10 protein-coding genes are annotated in these 18,770 nt (G+C 36.6%); 3 read left to right on the top strand and 7 right to left on the bottom strand.

Annotated features, from left to right (window positions below):
• Positions 1 to 14 precede the first annotated feature (14 nt).
• The 7 genes from I130_RS01085 to I130_RS01055 form a co-directional block, all read right to left on the bottom strand.
• Positions 15 to 1,520, bottom strand: coding sequence for an aldehyde dehydrogenase (NADP(+)) (locus I130_RS01085; protein WP_034917785.1), 1,506 nt, complete (start codon positions 1,518 to 1,520; stop codon positions 15 to 17).
• 18 nt (positions 1,521 to 1,538) lie between these two features.
• The gene (locus I130_RS01080) at positions 1,539 to 2,453 is read right to left on the bottom strand and encodes a dihydrodipicolinate synthase family protein (RefSeq protein WP_034917783.1); all 915 of its coding nucleotides are present in this window, start codon (positions 2,451 to 2,453) and stop codon (positions 1,539 to 1,541) included.
• 90 nt (positions 2,454 to 2,543) lie between these two features.
• The gene (locus tag I130_RS01075) at positions 2,544 to 3,458 is read right to left on the bottom strand and encodes a DUF1338 domain-containing protein (RefSeq protein WP_034917780.1); all 915 of its coding nucleotides are present in this window, start codon (positions 3,456 to 3,458) and stop codon (positions 2,544 to 2,546) included.
• A 79-nt stretch (positions 3,459 to 3,537) separates the two neighbouring features.
• Positions 3,538 to 5,085: a RagB/SusD family nutrient uptake outer membrane protein gene (locus I130_RS01070; RefSeq protein ID WP_034917776.1), complete on the bottom strand. Its 1,548-nt coding sequence runs from the start codon at positions 5,083 to 5,085 to the stop codon at positions 3,538 to 3,540.
• Positions 5,086 to 5,096: 11 nt separating this feature from the next.
• Entirely contained in the window at positions 5,097 to 8,501 is a 3,405-nt protein-coding gene (locus I130_RS01065) for a SusC/RagA family TonB-linked outer membrane protein (RefSeq protein ID WP_034917773.1), read from the bottom strand.
• 78 nt (positions 8,502 to 8,579) lie between these two features.
• Positions 8,580 to 9,704 (bottom strand): FecR family protein, encoded by a 1,125-nt coding sequence (locus I130_RS01060; protein ID WP_034917770.1) that lies wholly within the window; start codon positions 9,702 to 9,704, stop codon positions 8,580 to 8,582.
• 77 nt (positions 9,705 to 9,781) lie between these two features.
• Positions 9,782 to 10,366: an RNA polymerase sigma factor gene (locus I130_RS01055; protein WP_034917767.1), complete on the bottom strand. Its 585-nt coding sequence runs from the start codon at positions 10,364 to 10,366 to the stop codon at positions 9,782 to 9,784.
• 246 nt (positions 10,367 to 10,612) lie between these two features.
• On the opposite strand from I130_RS01055, the gene I130_RS01050 reads away from it, so the two are divergent.
• The 3 genes from I130_RS01050 to I130_RS01040 are packed head-to-tail and all read left to right on the top strand — an operon-like array spanning position 10,613 to position 18,740.
• Entirely contained in the window at positions 10,613 to 12,613 is a 2,001-nt protein-coding gene (locus I130_RS01050) for an MGH1-like glycoside hydrolase domain-containing protein (protein ID WP_034917764.1), read from the top strand.
• 2 nt (positions 12,614 to 12,615) lie between these two features.
• A complete protein-coding gene (locus tag I130_RS01045; RefSeq protein ID WP_034917761.1) occupies positions 12,616 to 15,603 on the top strand; it encodes an aminotransferase class III-fold pyridoxal phosphate-dependent enzyme in 2,988 nt (995 codons plus the stop codon).
• Positions 15,604 to 15,617: 14 nt separating this feature from the next.
• Positions 15,618 to 18,740 carry a glycoside hydrolase family 2 TIM barrel-domain containing protein gene (locus I130_RS01040; protein WP_034917758.1) on the top strand — a complete coding sequence of 1,041 codons (3,123 nt, stop codon included), beginning with the start codon at positions 15,618 to 15,620 and terminating at the stop codon, positions 18,738 to 18,740.
• Positions 18,741 to 18,770 lie beyond the last annotated feature (30 nt).

Below are 18,770 nucleotides of genomic sequence, written 5' to 3'. Positions count from 1 at the left end.
ATTTATAAGTAACATTATGGAAGTAATTCTTGTGGAAAATCCTGAAAACTTACCGGTCTTAGCCATCTTTTGATCGCCGGAATACCTACAGATGTAAACCTGCTATCTGTGGATGCAGGATAAGGTCCACCGTGCGTCATTGCTGCTGAAACCTCAACTCCCGTTGGCATAGCATTGAAAATTATTCTTCCTGCTTTATGCTGAAGTAACTGAATTGTAGTTTTTAAATCCTTAAATTCTTCCTTCTCTGCAATAAGGCTAGCCGTAAGTTGTCCTTTTAAGTTATCTATGGTTTTATTTAATTCTTTAATATTATCACAAGTAACAAGCATTGTAAATGGTCCAAAGACTTCTTCCTGAAGCTTATCATTTTCAATGAAATTTTTAGAACTCACTTTTACGATAGAACCGGTAACACGATTTCCTTCCTCCTCATTAGATTCGCTAAGAACGGTGATATAAGGGCTACAACTAACAGTTTTTTTACCTTTTTCAAAAGCTTGCTTAATTCCTTTATTGAGCATGCATTGAGCATTAATTTGGGAACTTGAACCAACCAGTTCTTTTTCAAACTCTGAAAGTCCTTCGCTTCCTACAGTGAAAATAATTCCCGGACTCGTGCAAAATTGTCCTGCCCCAAGGTTAAAAGATCCGGCAAGTTGATGTGCAACCTCCTTACCTCTTTTTTGAAGTGTCGACGAACTAACAACCACAGGATTCACACTACCCATTTCAGCAAATACGGGGATAGGTTCTTCTCTTTTTGCTGCCAGGTCATATAATGCACGGCCTGCTTTTAAACTTCCGGTAAAACCAACACCCTTAATTCCGGGATGAGTTACCAGTAAAGTTCCAACTTCGTTGGTATTGCCATTTAAGTGTGAAAACACTCCTTCGGGCATTCCTGTCTTTTTTGCTGCATTAATTATAGCAGAAGCAACTAATTCTCCGGTCCCGGGATGAGAAGGATGAGCCTTCACCACCACCGGACTACCCGCTGCCAATGCACTTGCTGTATCACCTCCTGCCGTAGAAAATGCCAAAGGGAAATTACTAGCCCCAAAAACCGCTACCGGACCAATTGGAATGCTGGTACGGAGTATTCCAGGTTTGGGCAATGGAGACCTGTTAGGATCTGCCTTATCTTCAAAACTGTCTTTCCAATTCTCTGTTCTAATATACGTAGCAAAAGCTTTCAGTTGTCCTACGGTTCTTCCTCTTTCTCCATTTGCCCTTCCTTCCGGATAACCACTTTCCTGGCAGTATGTAGAAATCAATTCTTCCCCTAAGCCCAAAATTTCTTCAGCGATCGTATCCAGAAATCCCGCTCTTTCTTCTGCAGTTTTTGCCGAATATTCCAGAAAAGCATTTTTCGCCTTTTCCACAGCCTTGTTTATTTCACCTTCTGTAGCATTATGAAATTTATTGTTTTTCTTTTCGGTTTCTGGATTGATAGATTCAAATATGGAATTGCTTTCCGCAGATAGATCATATCCAACATAATTTTTCCCTGTCAACATATATCGATCGAATTTTAATTATACAGTTAAATGTGCTTCTACGTTTGGTCTTGTTGCCATGGCAGTATCAATGATTTTCTGAACTTTAGCCCGCTCGTCACCTATTAACGACAGTCTGGGAGCACGTACATTTTCGGTTCCAATTCCTGTTGCAACTTCAGCCAGTTTAATATTCTGAACCAATTTTGAGTTAATGTCTAGTTCTAAAACCGGAAGAAACCATCTATAAATCTTCAATGCTTCTTCAATTTGACCAGATTTTACCAGATTATAGATCGCCACAGTTTCCTTTGGAAATGCGCAAACCAGTCCGGCAACCCAACCATCGGCACCCATCAAAAGACTTTCCATGGCAAGAGTATCAACACCACTTAGAACCTTAAGCCTATTTCCAAATCGATTAATTATTCTGGTAACATTCGAAAGATCACGGGTAGATTCTTTTACCGCTTGAATGTTATCCTGTTTTAACAATTCTTCGAACATATCTAGACTGATCTGGATTTTATAATCTACAGGATTATTATAGACCATAATTGGAAGCGAAGTACTTTTGGCGGTTTCTTTGTAATATTCAACTGTTTCCCTATCATCTGCCAGATATCGCATTGGAGGGAGCATCATAAGTCCTGAAGCGCCATCCTCTTCTGCAATTTCTGCCGCTTTAATGGCTCCTTTAGTAGTTTGTTCTGCGATGTTCATTATCACGGGAACCCGATCCCCAACTAAATCTTTGGTGAATCTTGTAAGCTCACGCTTTTCCTCCTGGAGCAGAGTACTTGCCTCCCCTAATGTCCCTCCTAGAATAATCCCGTTAACACCGGCATCCAATTGGGCATCAATATTCTTTTTAAACATATCAAGGTCAAGTTTATCGTCTTGCGTAAACTTTGTGGTAACGGCTGGCATCACCCCTTCCCAAATAACTTTCATAAAACTAATTTTAAGATTATATGCAAATATTCAATCAAATAATGGCATATAATTCCTAAAATTACTTATATAATGATACTATTGTGCTGTTTATGAACTCTGTTTATTTTGTTGTGATTTATACGTTGATTCAAATATTTTATCTGCATTCGCAGCTTCAAAACCATCCCTACGGTGTTGTCTTTTAATTTCAGATTTAGGTAAAGCTGAAAATTGTGGCAATACCAAACGTTCGGCAAACTCCACATAACTCCCGGGTATTTCAAGCGCCTCTAAACCTTTAAATTCAGCCAAAACTTTCCCTGCTACAGAGCTGCTTTGTTTTAATAAACCATCGTGACTAACCTTAATTTCCCCGCCGGAATTATTCAATTTCATATCAATAGATTTTAAAAATAAATTGAAATCTTCCAGCTTATTATAAGCTTCAGGCAGGTCGTGAATACTAATCGTGAAATGATTTAAATAATACCTGTTATAAATTACCCATGCTGCATATTCGCTTTCTTCCTGTAAGCTTTCATAATCTGTCAAGCTTGGTAATTCCCATAAAGGAGAGGTGAAAAAGGAAGCTACCTCATCTGTATTATCAAAATTCAAATGCTCAACCGGATCTGATTTTATTTCTTCCGTATATTTTGAAATTATGGTCTGCGCAGTCTGGCTTAGATCTGTAACTCTTAACTCGCTAATAAAAATACGTGGATATTTTAGTTCTGGATGGGAATACCAATAGGCATTTAATTTTTTCTCAGGAAAAGAATAAAAATCGCGTTTTTCATAGCCAAAATGTAAAAATATCTTTTCCAAGGAAGCAATTCCAAGATTAGGAACTCCTAAGGTACGGAAGGCAATATGATCATTTTTGATGTCCTCTTCCTTAGAGATCATCCCTTTCTCAAGCATTCCCTGAATTACTTTATAAACATCGGTAACTCTTTCCTTATAAGGAACGATCAGGGAATTTAAAACTTTATCTAATTCTCTTTCTTTATGGAATTTCATATGACTAAAAATTGATTAAAAACAGCAAATTCGACTATATCAAGTCGAATTTGCTATCTGGCTAACTTATAATATTTTTCTAATTAATTTCAGTATTGGTTTGAATTTCTGATAGAGGCACCGGCAAATAAGCATGCTCCTGAGCACTGAATCCAGTCCTACCTGCTGCAGTCATGGCCGCATCCAACATCCCCCATCTTCTTAAGTCGAAAAATCGGGTGCTTTCCAAGGTAAGTTCCATCACTCTTTCATGTACCAATTGCTTAAATACTGCTTCTTTGGTGTTAAGGGCAACAGGAGGAACATTTCCATGTAACGTCCTTACTTCATTGATCAATTCTACTGCCATTTCCGAATTACCGTTTTCGTTTAAAGCTTCAGCATACATCAACAAAACATCGGCATATCTAAGTAAAGTTACATTAAGACCAATGTATCCATTTCCTTCTACCGGTTCCGGAAGCCATTTTCTAAAAAACGCAACATCATCTTTAGCATCGGGATCCCCGTAGGTAGCTTCAATTAAACTGTCCCAAGTACTTCCTTCCATTCTATTGGCAGTTGCATCATTAAAATATGGATCATCAAAATATAAGGAAGCATATAATCTATTATCATAAAGACCATCTTCTGCGATCATACCTTCTGCTTTCATTTCGTCTACTAATCGATCATCGGCTAAAATACCACCCCAGCCACCTATGGCCCAATCGGCTACGAAAGAGTGCAAACGGGTCGCATTCCAGGAAGTTGCGTCACCACTTTTAAACTGCAATTCAAAAATAGATTCTTTATTATTCTCGTTTTCACCATTAAACAAGCTTTTAAAATTATCTACTAATGCATATTGTCCGCTTTCTACAACTTTAGAAAAGGCAGCTGCTGCATTCTGATAATCGTCACCGCTACTGGAAGATACATCCCCTGCCTTGTACATATAGGCTTTACCTAAATATCCTAGCGCCGCACCTTTATTAGCTCGGCCGTAATCCTGAGGCTGCACTTCAAACTTTAATTTATCTGCTGCGGTTTGAAAATCCTGAAATACAAATGCCCATGCGTCAGATCTTGTGGACAATGCTTTATTTAAAGTTCCCGGAGTTACCGTATCATCTCTTAAAATAATTTGTTCGAACAAGGTTAGAAGTTTGAAATGATAATATCCACGTAGAAAATAAGCTTCACCTAAAATTTGTTCCTTTTCACTATTGGAGATTTGATCCTCGGTCATTGCCGAAACATTTTTTATCACCTGGTTAGAGAAATTAATCCCCTTATAATTTGTACTCCAAAGCACATCTAAAAAGATATGACCATTGGTATAATTAAAATTATAAATAGACATCCAGTGTGAATAATTGGTGGCGTCTGGACCAGGCAAAGCATAATCTGAACGGAAATACTCCACTACAGAACGACCTTCCTGCCAACCATCCCAGAAATTACTCCTTGCTTCCAATTCTGAATAAGCCGCAGTTAAACCAGATTGTGCATCTTCTGCATTACGCCAAAAGTTTGCTGATGTTAGTTGATCAGGCGATTGCTTATCTAAATATTCATCGTCGGAACAGCCTACGACCAATATAATGCTCAATAGAAAAATTGATTTGATTATATATTTTTTCATTTTGTATTTTTTTAGAAACTAATTTGAACTCCAGTTATCAGTGATTTGTATTTCGGGTATAGGTTAAGATCTATCCCTCTTGAAAGTACATTCCCTCCTACTTCCGGGTCTAGCCCTGAGTAATCTGTTATCGTAAAAAGGTTTTGGCCTGTTACAAATATTCTGGCACGCTCCACGAATGTATTTTTAAATACGTTAGAAGACAGCGTATACCCCAACTGTAGGGTTTTTAATCTTAAGTAATCCCCATCTTCTAAAAATCTTGTAGAAGCACGATTATTTCGGTTAGGATCATTTAAAACCGCTCGAGGCACAGCTGTATTAGTATTGGAAGGCGTCCAGGCATCTAAGGCAGCCGTTCTATAATTCCTTCCAGTATCAAGACTTAAAAGTCTGAAGTCATTTCCGTTATAAATTTTATTACCTCCTACCCCTTGGAAGAATATAGTAAGATCGAAATTTTTATACTCACCGGTTAAATTTAAACTGTATTCATATTTTGGAATTGCAGTTCCGGAATATACCTCATCATCTTCGCTTATAACTCCATCCCCATTTTGATCTACAAACCTTATATCGCCCGGTTCTGCATTTGGTTGAATAAGATTTCCATTAACACTATGATTTTGCACTTCCTGATCGTTTTGAAAAATCCCATCTGCTACAGGAAGGAAAAAAGCACCTGGCTCATAACCGATCTTAGTTTGGTTCACAAAATGATCTGAACCAAATAATAAACCAATCCCGTACAACACTTGATCCTCACTACTTAATTTAGTTACCTCACTATTAATAGTGGTAAAAGTTGCACCGGCGGAGTATTTAAATTCATTATCCCTGTTGCGGTAATTTGCTTCTATTTCGAAACCTTGATTTTTAAATTCTCCAACATTTACAACCGGGTTGTTGATCCCTGCAGATGGAGATACTTCTTTTGTTATCAATAAATCTTCGGTTGTACTGTTATAATAATTTACAGATCCCTGAAGCTTATTATTAAATGCCCCAAAGTCAAGTCCAAAATTGGCCGAAGTATTGGTTTCCCATTGCAAATCGTCATTCTGAAGATCACGTGCTATACTACCTAAATAGGAATTTTGCGGAGAACCAAAAACGTAACCTCCATCATCCTGACTTTTACCTTGTGAAATTAAGGCTACATAATCATAATACCCTAAAGCACTATCGTTTCCTGCCTGTCCCCAGCTATATCTAAGTTTCAAGAAATTAAATAATTCCTGATTTTCCATGAATTTTTCTTCTGTGATTTTCCAACCTAGCGCAAATGATGGAAAAACCCCGTATTGGCTATTTTTACCAAATCTGGAACTACCATCACGCCTTAAACTTGCCTGCACAAGGTATTTGTCATCTAAAGAATAATTAACTCTTCCAAACTGGGAAACCAAAGCGTATTCTGCATTAGAACCACTGGCAGAGTAGGTTCCATCGGCAAAAGCATCTAATGTATTAAATTCCGGATCTAGAATAATTGCCGGGACTTTATTCCCTTCATCATCAAGTTTATAACCTTCCGCCTGAGCGTAGGTGCTTTTAAATGGTTCTCTAATTCTTTGATAACCGGCTAACAATCCTACGACATGTTTACCAACCTCAAAATTATATCTTGCGGTGTATTCTTCATTCAACCTTCTAAATTCAGAATGAAATTCAGAAAGAAATGAAAATTCACGTTCAGCTATATCCTGTACATCTCTTACGCGAAATGGCTGATGAAAATTATAAGAATAATTTTGAAGATTCGATAAGCTGTAACCTGCGCCTAAATGAAAATTCTTAAATGCTTCAAAGTCGAAATTTACATTTCCCAGAAAATATTTCAGTTTAGTGTAACCCTTTAAAAAATGATCTTCCCCTACTGGGTTTCTATGATCTGGCAAATCTCCGGTTCTATATCCAAAACCTGACTCACGATTCTCATCAAATATTGGAATTAATGGCGAAATGAAATAGGTTTCCCTAATCGAAAATTTTTCATCTTCTTTATAAGTTTCACTATAATTCAAGTTCGTAGAAACTTTTAATTTTCCCTTTTCTAGATTAACTTGGGAATTAACTCCCTTTTTGGTAAAAGCAGAACCTATAAGTAAACCTTGTTCATCAGCATAGTTTCCGCTAATGCTGTAATTAATATTCTTTCCACCACCACTTATTCTAACACTATTGGTAGAAAGATATCCGGTACGATGGGTTTCATCTATCCAGTCGGTATCATATATAGACTGGTTTACCACATACTGCGGAAGATCTTCACCTGCATTCTCATACATTTGACGGTGAACAGAAATATATTCTTGGGCATTTAAAAGATTCATTTCTTCCCTTGGCGTGTTCACACTTAAAGTAGACTCAATTTCTATTGTTGGCAGACCTTCTTCCCCTTTCTTGGTAGTAATAATTACAACCCCATTGGCAGCTCTGGTTCCATAAATCGCACCTGAAGCAGCATCTTTAAGGATTTCCATACTCTCAATATTGTTGGTGTTTATAAAGTATGGATCGGCCTGAACACCGTCTACTATATAAAGCGGCTCATTGTTTCCAAAAGTTCCAATTCCACGAATAGAAATTTCTGGAGCAGACCCCGGACTTCCTGTAGAATTTGTTACTGTAACTCCAGAAACTCGTCCTTGCAAAGCATCTAATGGGTTTGTACTAACAACTTTATTAAGTTCTTCACTCTTAACAGAGCTAATAGCACCGGTTACATCACTCCTTTTTTGAGTGCCATACCCTACAACCACCACCTCATTTAGACTTTCCAGGTCATCTTCTAAAACGACGTCGATAACCTTTTGAGCTACCACTTGAATAGTTTTAGTTTGAAATCCTAAATATTGAAAGCTTAATTCTTCGCCTGTAGCTACTTCAATAGAGTATATCCCATCAAAATCTGTTTGTGTTCCTCTATTGGTTCCTTTTACCGAAATATTTACTGATAGCAAGGGCATTCCCTTGGAATCTGTAACTGTTCCTGTAACGGTTGATTGTTCCGAAATCGATTGAGTTACCTTAGTAAAAAAAACATCTTTCTCTTCCAGAAGAATAACCTTAGCTTCTGTAAACGTATATGTATAGTTAACTGAAGAAAGACAGCGATTTAATAAATCTTTTGCTGAAATGATCCCTGAGTTCAATTTAACACTGGGGGCATCCTTAAATAGATTGCTTGGATAAATAAAAGTATAATCTGTTTGCTCAGTTATAAGTTGAAAAGCTTCTTCAATACTTATACTAGCCGACTTATCGACTTTTATTTTCGCGTTTTGGGAGAACACCTTATCAGAATTTAATCCGAAACTGCTAATGCAAAAAAATAGGATAAAAACTCTCATAATAAAGATTAAAATTCCCTTCCGTAAAGGCAATAGTTTACCATTAAATTTAGATTTCATAAATTTGTATTTAGTTAATTATACAATGTTAATGGGAATGGGGATTTAAATTGTCCAGATATAAACCTCATTCCTTTTTCATTCCTGATACTGCATCACTTTGATTTTATTTCCGTTTAATTCAAATCGTGCTCTTTTAGTATTTTCAATAATGTCCAGTATATTTTCAAGATTTTGTTCTTTCTTAAACCTGCCATTAAATTTAATTTCTTCTAATTCCTTATTTTGAAAATCGGCTTCTACATTATACCATCTCGATAAAACCTCGAAAATGTCATGCAATGTTTCATCATTAAATAAAAACATTCCGTCTTTCCATGCGATATAGTTATAAGCGTTCACAGCTCTTATACCCACAAAATTATTATCCTTAATAATAGATTGTTGCCCGGGATTTAAAGTGACTTTCTTTTTTCCGTATAAAAGATCTATTTCACCTTCCACCAAGGTGGTCACAATTTTATCTTCACCGTAATTATTAACATTAAAGGAAGTTCCCACTACTTCTATATTCTGGTTGGCATTTTTAACAATGAATTTCTTATCTCCATTACTTATAGCAGAGGTTACTTCAAAAAACGCTTCCCCATATACAAGCTTAACTTCCCGGTTTTTACTTTCTCTAAAACTAGAAGGGAATTCAAGTTTAGATTTTGCATTCAGAGTAACCATAGTACCATCACTCAGTTCTACACTAAATTGTTTTCCGGCTGGAACTATAATGGTATTGGTGCCAATATTTTCTGGAACCTTATCTATTTTAAGTTTATTATTATTTGCCTGGTAATAATTACCTGCCACCACAGAATCTTTACTTCCAAAAGTAACTGAGTTTCCATTCTGGTCTTTAAAGACTATCCCATCTATCGATGTATCTACTTCTGGAACATCTACAACCCGATTTTCCTGTTGAAAGCGGTCATTTAGAAAAAAATAAAAAGGGAAGCTTAAGAATCCAATAACTAAGATCGCAGCAACTGTGTACTTCAGGTATGATGTGTTATTATTTATGGTTTGGGATTCAACTTTTTTCCAGGCAGAGGTAGTATTCACCTTAATACTATGATTAAGAGAATTATGCTTTTCCAATTTTTGGTAATATTGTTGATGATCCTGAGAAGAAAAATACCATTGCTGGAACTCCTTTTCCTCATTCGGATTTAAACCTTTTTTAATTCTTTTTATTAATAAACTATACTCCATTCTAAATAGGTATGATGCCCTTTTGTATTAAAGACAATTATTTTTATAAATAGGGTGACAAAATTTTTGGATTTATTTTATTCAGCTAAAAAAAAGAGAATAGAAACAATTAATAGTGCCGATTCAATTTTAAAATTGGCCCTCTTTAGCTGTGTTTTCACGGTATTGATGGAGATGTCCATTTCCTCGGCTATTTCTTTATAACTAAAATTATGCATTACTTTTAATTTAAAAATTTCTTGCATTTTCTCTGGTAAACAATTGAGGATCCCCTCAGCCTTTAATAGAAGTTGACCCCGCTCCAATTCGCTAAAAGTTTCCTCCTGGAAATCATTAGACAGAGATATGGAGATATCTATAAGGTAATTTGCATCGGTTACTTTTATCTTTTTAAGATGATTTAGACTACGGTTCCTCACCATAGTAAATAAATACGCCTGAAGAGATTTTTCGATTATCAGGCTATCTATATTTTCCCATAGATAAATAAATGCTTCTTGGACCAGATCTTCACTTACCTCCTGATTATAAGTGAATTTATAGGAATAGGATACCAAACGTGGGTAGAAAGACTCAAAAACTTTTTGAAAAGCCTTTTTATCATTTTTCTTTAATCTTTCAAGAATAAGATTTAATTCCACAGTTTTGAAATATTTAAACAAAACAAGATAATTTAAACGAGGTAGACAATCTTTTGAAATAATGATTTAACGTTTTCTTAAACTTTGTTCATATTACTGTAATTACAATCCAAACTTTATTAATAATCTATTTGGCATTTAGCTTTTTTTTGTACTTTGCACCCGTCCAGTAGCATTATTATTTTTTAAAACACGATTTTATTTCCCACTAGTTCATTTCTATTTAAGTAATCTATTCTGAATATATTCAGATAAACTTTTATAAAAATGAGAAAACATCTCCTGTTAAGCCTTCTTTATATTTTTGGTACTTCTTTGTATGCGCAAAAAAGTCCCGACCATTTATTCGAAAAAGAAATTTATAATTTATTAGATTATAAAGGCTCTCCAGAATCTGGAGAAGATAAATCCTTTCTTGCTTTTTCAGATAAAGGATCCTGGTTTGGATACTCCATGCCCATATCTTCAGCTCAAAATGGTTTTTCAGGTCCTTTCATAATGTCACAGGAAAATGGCGTTTGGCTTGGACCATCTCTCGTCGATATTCATTTAAAAGATTTTAATGGCGATGACGATAAGTTAGAGATCAAGGAACCCTTTGAAGGAGGGTTATCCGGATTAAAATTTCAGAAAGAATCAAAAAACTGGTTAATCTCTCATTCCATGTTTTTCGCATCTGCTAAAACTGCCGGTCTACAATTCGAATTCAAAAACCTTCAGAACAAACCGATAACTATACAGCCGGTTATCAATGGAAAAACCTTTCCCGGCACATTCACATTAGAAAAATCGGAAGGATTTATTAAAGTAAAAAGTGGAACAAATAAATTCTACGGCTTGCTTAAACTACCTAAAGAAGTTGATCTTTCCTCTGTAGTTTATTCTGACTCCTCTTATTCCGCAAACTTAAAACCTATTGAAATTGCTTCAGGTGAAACTTACCATCTGGTCTATTCCTTTTCATTTGCATCAGAATTCGACAAAAAGGAACTTGACTTTATAGATGCTTTTTCTAACAATTTTACTAACGAACTGGAGAAAGCTAAACAGGAAAAACTGACTTTAATCAAGGGTATTAATAATCAAATGCAGGATCAATGGCAGGATTCTACCTATTTTCAATTAGCTCAAAAATCCTTGCTCACACTTCAAAACAATTGGAGGGCTGCATCTGGAGGCTTAAAATATGATGGATTCTTCCCCAGCTATAACTACGAGTGGTTTTATGGTTTTTGGGCATGGGATAGTTGGAAACATGCGGTTGCCGCGGCCTATTATGATACAAATTTAGCCAAAGATCAAGTACTGGCCATGTACGATTATCAAACTGAAACAGGTTTTATACCAGATTGCGTTTACCGCGATAATCTAATTGAAGAAAACAATTATAGGAATACCAAACCCCCGCTCTCTGCCTGGGCAGCCTGGACAATATATCAGCAGGATGAGGATTTGGAATTTATTAAGAATATCTATCCCAAAATTAAGAAGCAACATGAATGGTGGTACCAATATCGAGATCATGATAAAGATGGTCTTTGCGAATACGGCTCGACAGATGGTACTTTATTGGCAGCAAAATGGGAAAGTGGAATGGACAATGCAGTGCGTTTTGACGATACAAAATTGTTGTCCAACTCCAAAAATGCCTTTTCGATGGATCAGGAAAGTGTGGATCTAAATTCCTACTTATATGCTGAAAAACTTTATTTGGAAAAATTGGCAAAAGCCCTGGAGATAAAAAATGATGAAGCCTTGTTCGCAAAGCAAGCTGAAAATTTAAAAAAACAAATTCGTCACCAATTCTATGACAAAGAAGATGGCTGGTTTTACGATACATCCATAGACGGGAAGTCGTTTATAAAAGTGAAGGGTAGTGAAGGGTGGATCCCACTGTGGGCAGGAGTCGCATCAAAAGAAGAAGCAAAAAATATTATGGAAACTATGATGGACAGTACTGCTTTTAACACCCAAGTACCTTTACAAACTTTAGATGCAAGTGTTATAAAATTTAAGCCGGATGGAGGCTATTGGCGGGGACCAACTTGGATAGATCAATCATATTTTGGAGTAAAAGGATTAAAAAATTATGGATTTAATAAAGAGGCCACCGAACTTACCAAAAAGTTGATTCACAATGCCGAAGGGGTAACCGAAAAAGGAAAAGCTATTCGCGAGAATTACAACCCAATAACAGGGGAAGGCTTGGAAGCATACAACTTTAGTTGGTCTGCTGCTCATTATTTACTACTTCTATTAAACGAATAACTATGAATAATTTAAAGCTCGATTTCAATCAGGAAACCATTATAGAAATAGCAGCAAAGCTTTATAATAAGACAGGGGTTATTAAGCCACTGCCGGGAGAACTGGATCTTAATTTTTTAATCAAGGCAGAAGAAGGGGATTATATCTTAAAAATAGCTTTTGAAGAAAAAAGTGAACCTGAATTCCTGAATTTTCAGAATAATATTCTAAATCATCTAGAAGGAGGTGATTCTGTGCTTTTGCTGCCCGCAACAATTGAAAGCACCAACGGAAAGTTAATTGAGGAACTGGAAATTGTAGGAAAAAAATTCTATGTGAGGCTATTAACCTGGCTTCCTGGAAAGCTATGGAGTGATGCCAAATTCCATACCACGGGCTTACTGAACGACCTGGGTAAAAAAGCCGGACATCTCACCAGCCTTTTAAATAATTTTGAAGATCCATATCCACAAAAACAAACATTAGACTGGGATATTTCAAAAACTTTCTGGACGAAAAAGCACCAAAACCTATTTAATTCCGATAGAAAAAAATATATAGAACACTTTTACAATGGCTTTGAAGCTATTGAACCTCAATTAGCCAAATGCCGTAAAAGTATAGTGCATAATGATATTAATGATAATAATATTATACTCCAAACTGAAACCGCCGGAGTATCCGGTCTTATAGATTTTGGAGATGCTACTTATACTGCCACTATTAACGATCTGGCTATTTGTATTACGTATGCCATTATGCAGAAAGAGCAAATTCTTGAAGCTGCATTAGAGATTATCAAGGGCTACCACGCTTCGTTTCCTCTTAAAGAGCCGGAATTGGAGCTTCTGTATTGGCTGGTAGGTGCCCGCTTGATCATTAGCCTTACTAAATCCCAACTTAATGCCCAATCTGAACCTGAAAATACCTACCACCAGGTAAGTACCGCTTCGGCCTGGGATTTAATAGAAAAATGGTACGATATAAATTCGAATCTGGCAGGCGCTTTATTTAAAGGTACTTGTGGATATAAGGAAAATGTAAAATTTTCATTATTCAAAAAACACTACGAATCTCTAAAATATCATTTCTCAGATCTTATTGTAACCAAAAAACCAACATCTTTTAAACGCTTGCCGCTGGATATTTCTTCAGATTCCATTAACAATTTCCAAGAAACTAAGACTAAAAGAGGAATGGCTAATAGAATTCAGAAGCTATGGTTAGAAAAAAATAAAAAAATCCTATTTGGAGGTTATAATGAAGTTCGACCGGAGTTAATAAACGAAGAGAATAAAGTAGCTACTTTGGAAGGAGATTTCTGGCGAAATGTATTATTAGGAATACAGTTTTGGCATTTTAAAAAATTTAAGGTGCGTGCCTTGATTCCGGGAAAAATAATTGAGCTGAATGAAATTGAGAAACTTCTTATAATTGAACATTCCTTTGAGAAGGATGAAAAGTTTTATTCCATTTACCGCAATCTTAATATAAAATCTTCTCTTAAAGTTGATCAGGAAATTGATAAAGGTACTTCGTTGGGAAACCATAAACCCAAAGAAAAAATTCCTTTTTTCTTTCAACTAAGTCTTCTACATCCACAAACATTACCAGCAGTGGCAAATTGTTTGGATAGAGAAAAAGAGGTGTTCAACCAAATTTTCCCTAATCCACTGTTTTTATTTAAAGGACTTAGAATACCGGAAAAAAGTTTGGACTCCAAAACCTTGATTTCGGAGCGTAAATCTTACTTGGGAAAAAGCCTGAGTTTAAGTTATGAGGAACCTTTAAAAATTGTGAGAGGAGATGGAGTTTATCTTATAGACGACAAGGGACGAAAATACCTGGATATGGTAAACAATGTAGCTCATGTTGGGCACGAGCATCCGGAAGTTGTGAAAGCCGGGAAAAAACAAATGGAAATGCTCAATACTAATTCCAGATACCTACACGACAATATCCTCCAATTTGCCAAAAAACTTTTGGCAACGTTCCCAAAAGAACTTTCGGTAGTCCATTTTGTGAATTCAGGCAGTGAAGCCAATGAACTTGCTATTAGAATGGCGAAATCCCATACTGGTCAGAAAGATTTTATTGCGGTAGAAGTTGGATATCATGGAAACACCAATGCCTGTATAGATATAAGCTCTTATAAATTTGATGGAAAGGGAGGGAAAGGCGCGCCAGAACATACCCAAATAGTTCCTTTACCAGATAGATTCAGGGGGAAGTACCGAGGGGATAATAGTGGCCCGAAATACGCGTCTCATATACAGGAAGCAATTAAAGAAATTCATGATAAAAACAGGAAACCGGCAGCTTTTATATGCGAAAGTATCATTAGCTGTGGCGGGCAGATAGAATTGCCAAAAGATTACCTAAAATTAGCATACGAATATACACGGGAAGCCGGTGGAATATGTATTGCCGACGAAGTACAGGTAGGATGTGGTAGACTGGGCAGCCATTTTTGGGGTTTTATGGAGCATGATGTAATACCGGATATAGTTACCATAGGGAAACCTCTTGGAAATGGCCATCCATTAGCAGCTGTGGTTTGCACCCAGGAGATCGCATATACTTTTGCCAACGGCATGGAGTATTTTAACACATTTGGAGGAAACCCTGTTTCCTGTGCAATTGGTAATAAAGTCCTAGAAGTAATAGAGAAAGAGAAATTACAGCAAAACTCACTCGAAAATGGAAATTATTTAAAGGAACAGCTTAAAGTTCTTCAAAATGAATTCCCTGTTATTGGTGATGTTAGAGGCCAAGGATTGTTTCTGGGCTTTGAACTTAACGATAAAGACAAAAATCCCCTGCCTCATGCAGCCGACTTGTTGGTGAACTTGATGAAGGATAGAGGGATATTAATGAGTACCGACGGGCCAGATCACAACGTGCTGAAATTAAAACCTCCAATTACTATAGACAAAAACCAGCTCGATTATTTTATCCATCACCTTAGGATCGTATTTCAAACAGGTGATATCAATACTTCCAACATTTAATATTATTTGAAATAATGAAACATCAATTATATATCTTTTTGTCCATTCTGCTTATATGCACAAACAATTTTGCTCAGGATAAAAAACCATACGAAGACCATAGGATTTTCCAAATCAATAAACTTGCCCCAAGAGCTGATTTTTTCGCTTTTGAGAATGAGGATTTAGCCAAAAAAAACAAAATAGAAATTTCTGAAAGGTTTATTTCACTTAACGGAGAATGGGATTTTAAATGGGTAAAATCTCTAAACGACCGTCCGGAAAATTATTTCGCGCCTGAAATCAATCCTGAAGGATGGGGTAAAATAAAGGTGCCGGGAAATTGGGAAACCCAAGGATATGGGCATCCTATCTATTTGGATGAGCGTTATCCTTTTGATGAAACCTGGCCGAATGTTCCTTATGAATATAATCCAGTAGGCTACTACCGGAAAGTCATTGAAATTTCATCAGACTTTATTAAAAATAATCAGGTACTGCTCCATTTTGCAGGTGCTAAAGCTATGGAAGTTTACCTGAACGGAGAATTCGTAGGATATTCTGAAGGTTCCAAAACCCCGGCAGAGTTTGATATTACCAAACTTATAAAAAATGGTAAAAACCTACTGGCAATGCAAATGGTTCGGTGGAGTGACGCCAGTTATTTGGAAAGTCAGGATATGCTTAGGATGAGTGGGATAGAACGGGAAGTGTACCTTTATAGTATTCCTAAAGTTCAGGTTCAGGATTTTGGTATTAAAGCAGCGCTGGTAAACAACTATGAGGATAATGCCTTTGAAGGGAATTTCTTTATCAAAAATACTTCAGAAAAAAATCAGAAAGCAAAACTTTGGATAAGACTCAAGGATCCAAAGGGGGAAATTGTCTATTCAGCTTCAGAAGAAATTCTTATCAAAAAAAATGATTCCTTAGAGAAAACCTTTTTTGAAGAACTTAAAAATATAGAAAAATGGTCGGCAGAAATTCCGAATCTCTATTCGTTGGAAATTGGATTGCAACCAAATAAAAGTATTTCCTCCTCCTATGTTTCCAAAAAAATCGGTTTCCGTAGTGTAGAAATAAAAGAAAATCAATTACTGGTTAACGGAAAACCTATTTACATTAAAGGAGTAGATAGACATGAAACCGACCCTTTTACCGGTCACGTTGTAAGCCGTGAAAGTATGGAAAAGGATATCCGGTTAATGAAGGAAAACAACATTAATGCGGTAAGGAGCAGCCATTACCCCAACGATCCTTACTGGTATGACCTGTGCGATGAATATGGACTATATGTAATAGATGAAGCCAATATAGAAAGTCATCCCCTGGCGATCGATGAAAAAACACAAATAGGAAACGAGGAAAGTTGGATCCCGGCACATTTGGAGAGAACAAAAAGAATGTTTTACAGAGACAGGAATCACCCTTCTATAATAATCTGGTCTTTGGGGAATGAAGCCGGTCACGGTAAGGTATTCGAAACAACTTATAAATGGCTAAAAGACCATGACTCCAGACCTGTACAGTATGAACCGGCCAAAACCGATTATTATACAGATATTTATTGCCCAATGTACCCTTCTGCTTCACATTTGGAGGACTATGCGAAAAATGATCCCGAAAAACCGGCAATAATGATTGAATATGCCCATGCAATGGGAAATTCCGTTGGGAATTTACAGGATTACTGGGACATTATAGAGAAATATGAGGTGCTTCAGGGTGGATTTATTTGGGATTGGGTAGATCAGTCTTTGGAATATAAATACCCCGATGGAAAACCCTATTTAGCGTATGGATATGATTTTCATCCGGATTTACCCACAGACGGGAACTTTTTGAATAACGGCTTGGTGGATCCCTATCGCAACCCACATCCACATCTTAATGAAGTGAAAAAAGTGTATCAGCCCGTTGATTTTATTTTAAATGAAGCAGAGAATGAAGTGAGCGTTTCTAATAAGTATTTTTTCGAAAAATTGGATGCCAATTATATTACTTATGAAATTATCAAAGATGGACTTGTAACAAAAGTGGATACCATAAAGGATTTTTCAATTGAGCCTCAGGAAAAACAGACTTTTAAACTGCCTTATACTTTAATACCATCCAATAATGGGGATTTTGTAATACGATTTACATTGTTCACAAATTCCAAAGATCAATTGATCCCGGCGAATCATGAAATTGGTTTTAAGGAGTTTCCATTGAATTATTCCACAACGCCTGAAAATAAAACTTTGACTGCGGGTAAGATGAATATTTCTACCGGAGACAAGACTATTAATTTAGAAAATGGGCGATCTAAGATTGAAATCGATCAAAATACCGGCGAAATAAGATCCTGGATGTTTGGAGAAAATTTGATCACTACCCAGCCTATAAAACCAAATTTTTGGAGAGCTCCAACAGATAATGACTTGGGGAATAATATGCAGGAATGGGCCAAGCCCTGGAAAACAGCAACCGACTCCAAAACAGTTCAACTAATTAAAAAACCGGTAAAGACAGAGAATGGAATTTCCTATTCTGTAAAATATCTGCCAAAAAATGCCATTGCTGAAATAGAAATAGAGTATCTCCTTAATAACGATGGAGGGTTACAGGTAGATTATCATTTAAAAAATGTAAAAGAAGATGCGCCCTTGATCCCCAGAATTGGGATGTACATGATCTTACCCCGGGAGTTTAACAACTTTAAATGGTTTGGATTGGGACCTCACGAAACCTACGCAGATCGAAAGCATAGTGGAAAAACAGGTGTTTGGACCCTGCCTGTAGAGGAAACGTTTCACAGGTATCCAAGACCTCAGGAAACGGGTAACAGAACAGATGTAAGATGGATGAGTTTAAATACTACCGATTTTGAGCTAAAAATTTCCGGGCGAGATAATTTGCTCAATGCCAGTGTATGGCCTTTTGATATCGACCAGCTTGAATACAGCCCTGGCAAGCATGGAGCAGCTTCTGCCTCCGGTTTGGTTCCTGTAAGTTCCAAACATGGAGCAGACATTGAGATCCTGGATTTTGTTAGGTTGAATATAGATTATAAGCAAATGGGGGTTGGAGGAGATACCTCCTGGGGAAGACCGGTGCATGAGGAATATACCCTTGCCCCAAAATCCTATTCGTACAGTTTCATTATTGAACCTTGAATAAAATAAAGAATAGGTTATCTGGTTAGT

Source organism: Gillisia sp. CAL575 (assembly GCF_000403785.1).
Classification (GTDB): domain Bacteria; phylum Bacteroidota; class Bacteroidia; order Flavobacteriales; family Flavobacteriaceae; genus Gillisia.
The sequence above is the reverse complement of the archived record's forward strand: the minus strand, read 5'-3'. Positions and strand labels throughout refer to the sequence as shown.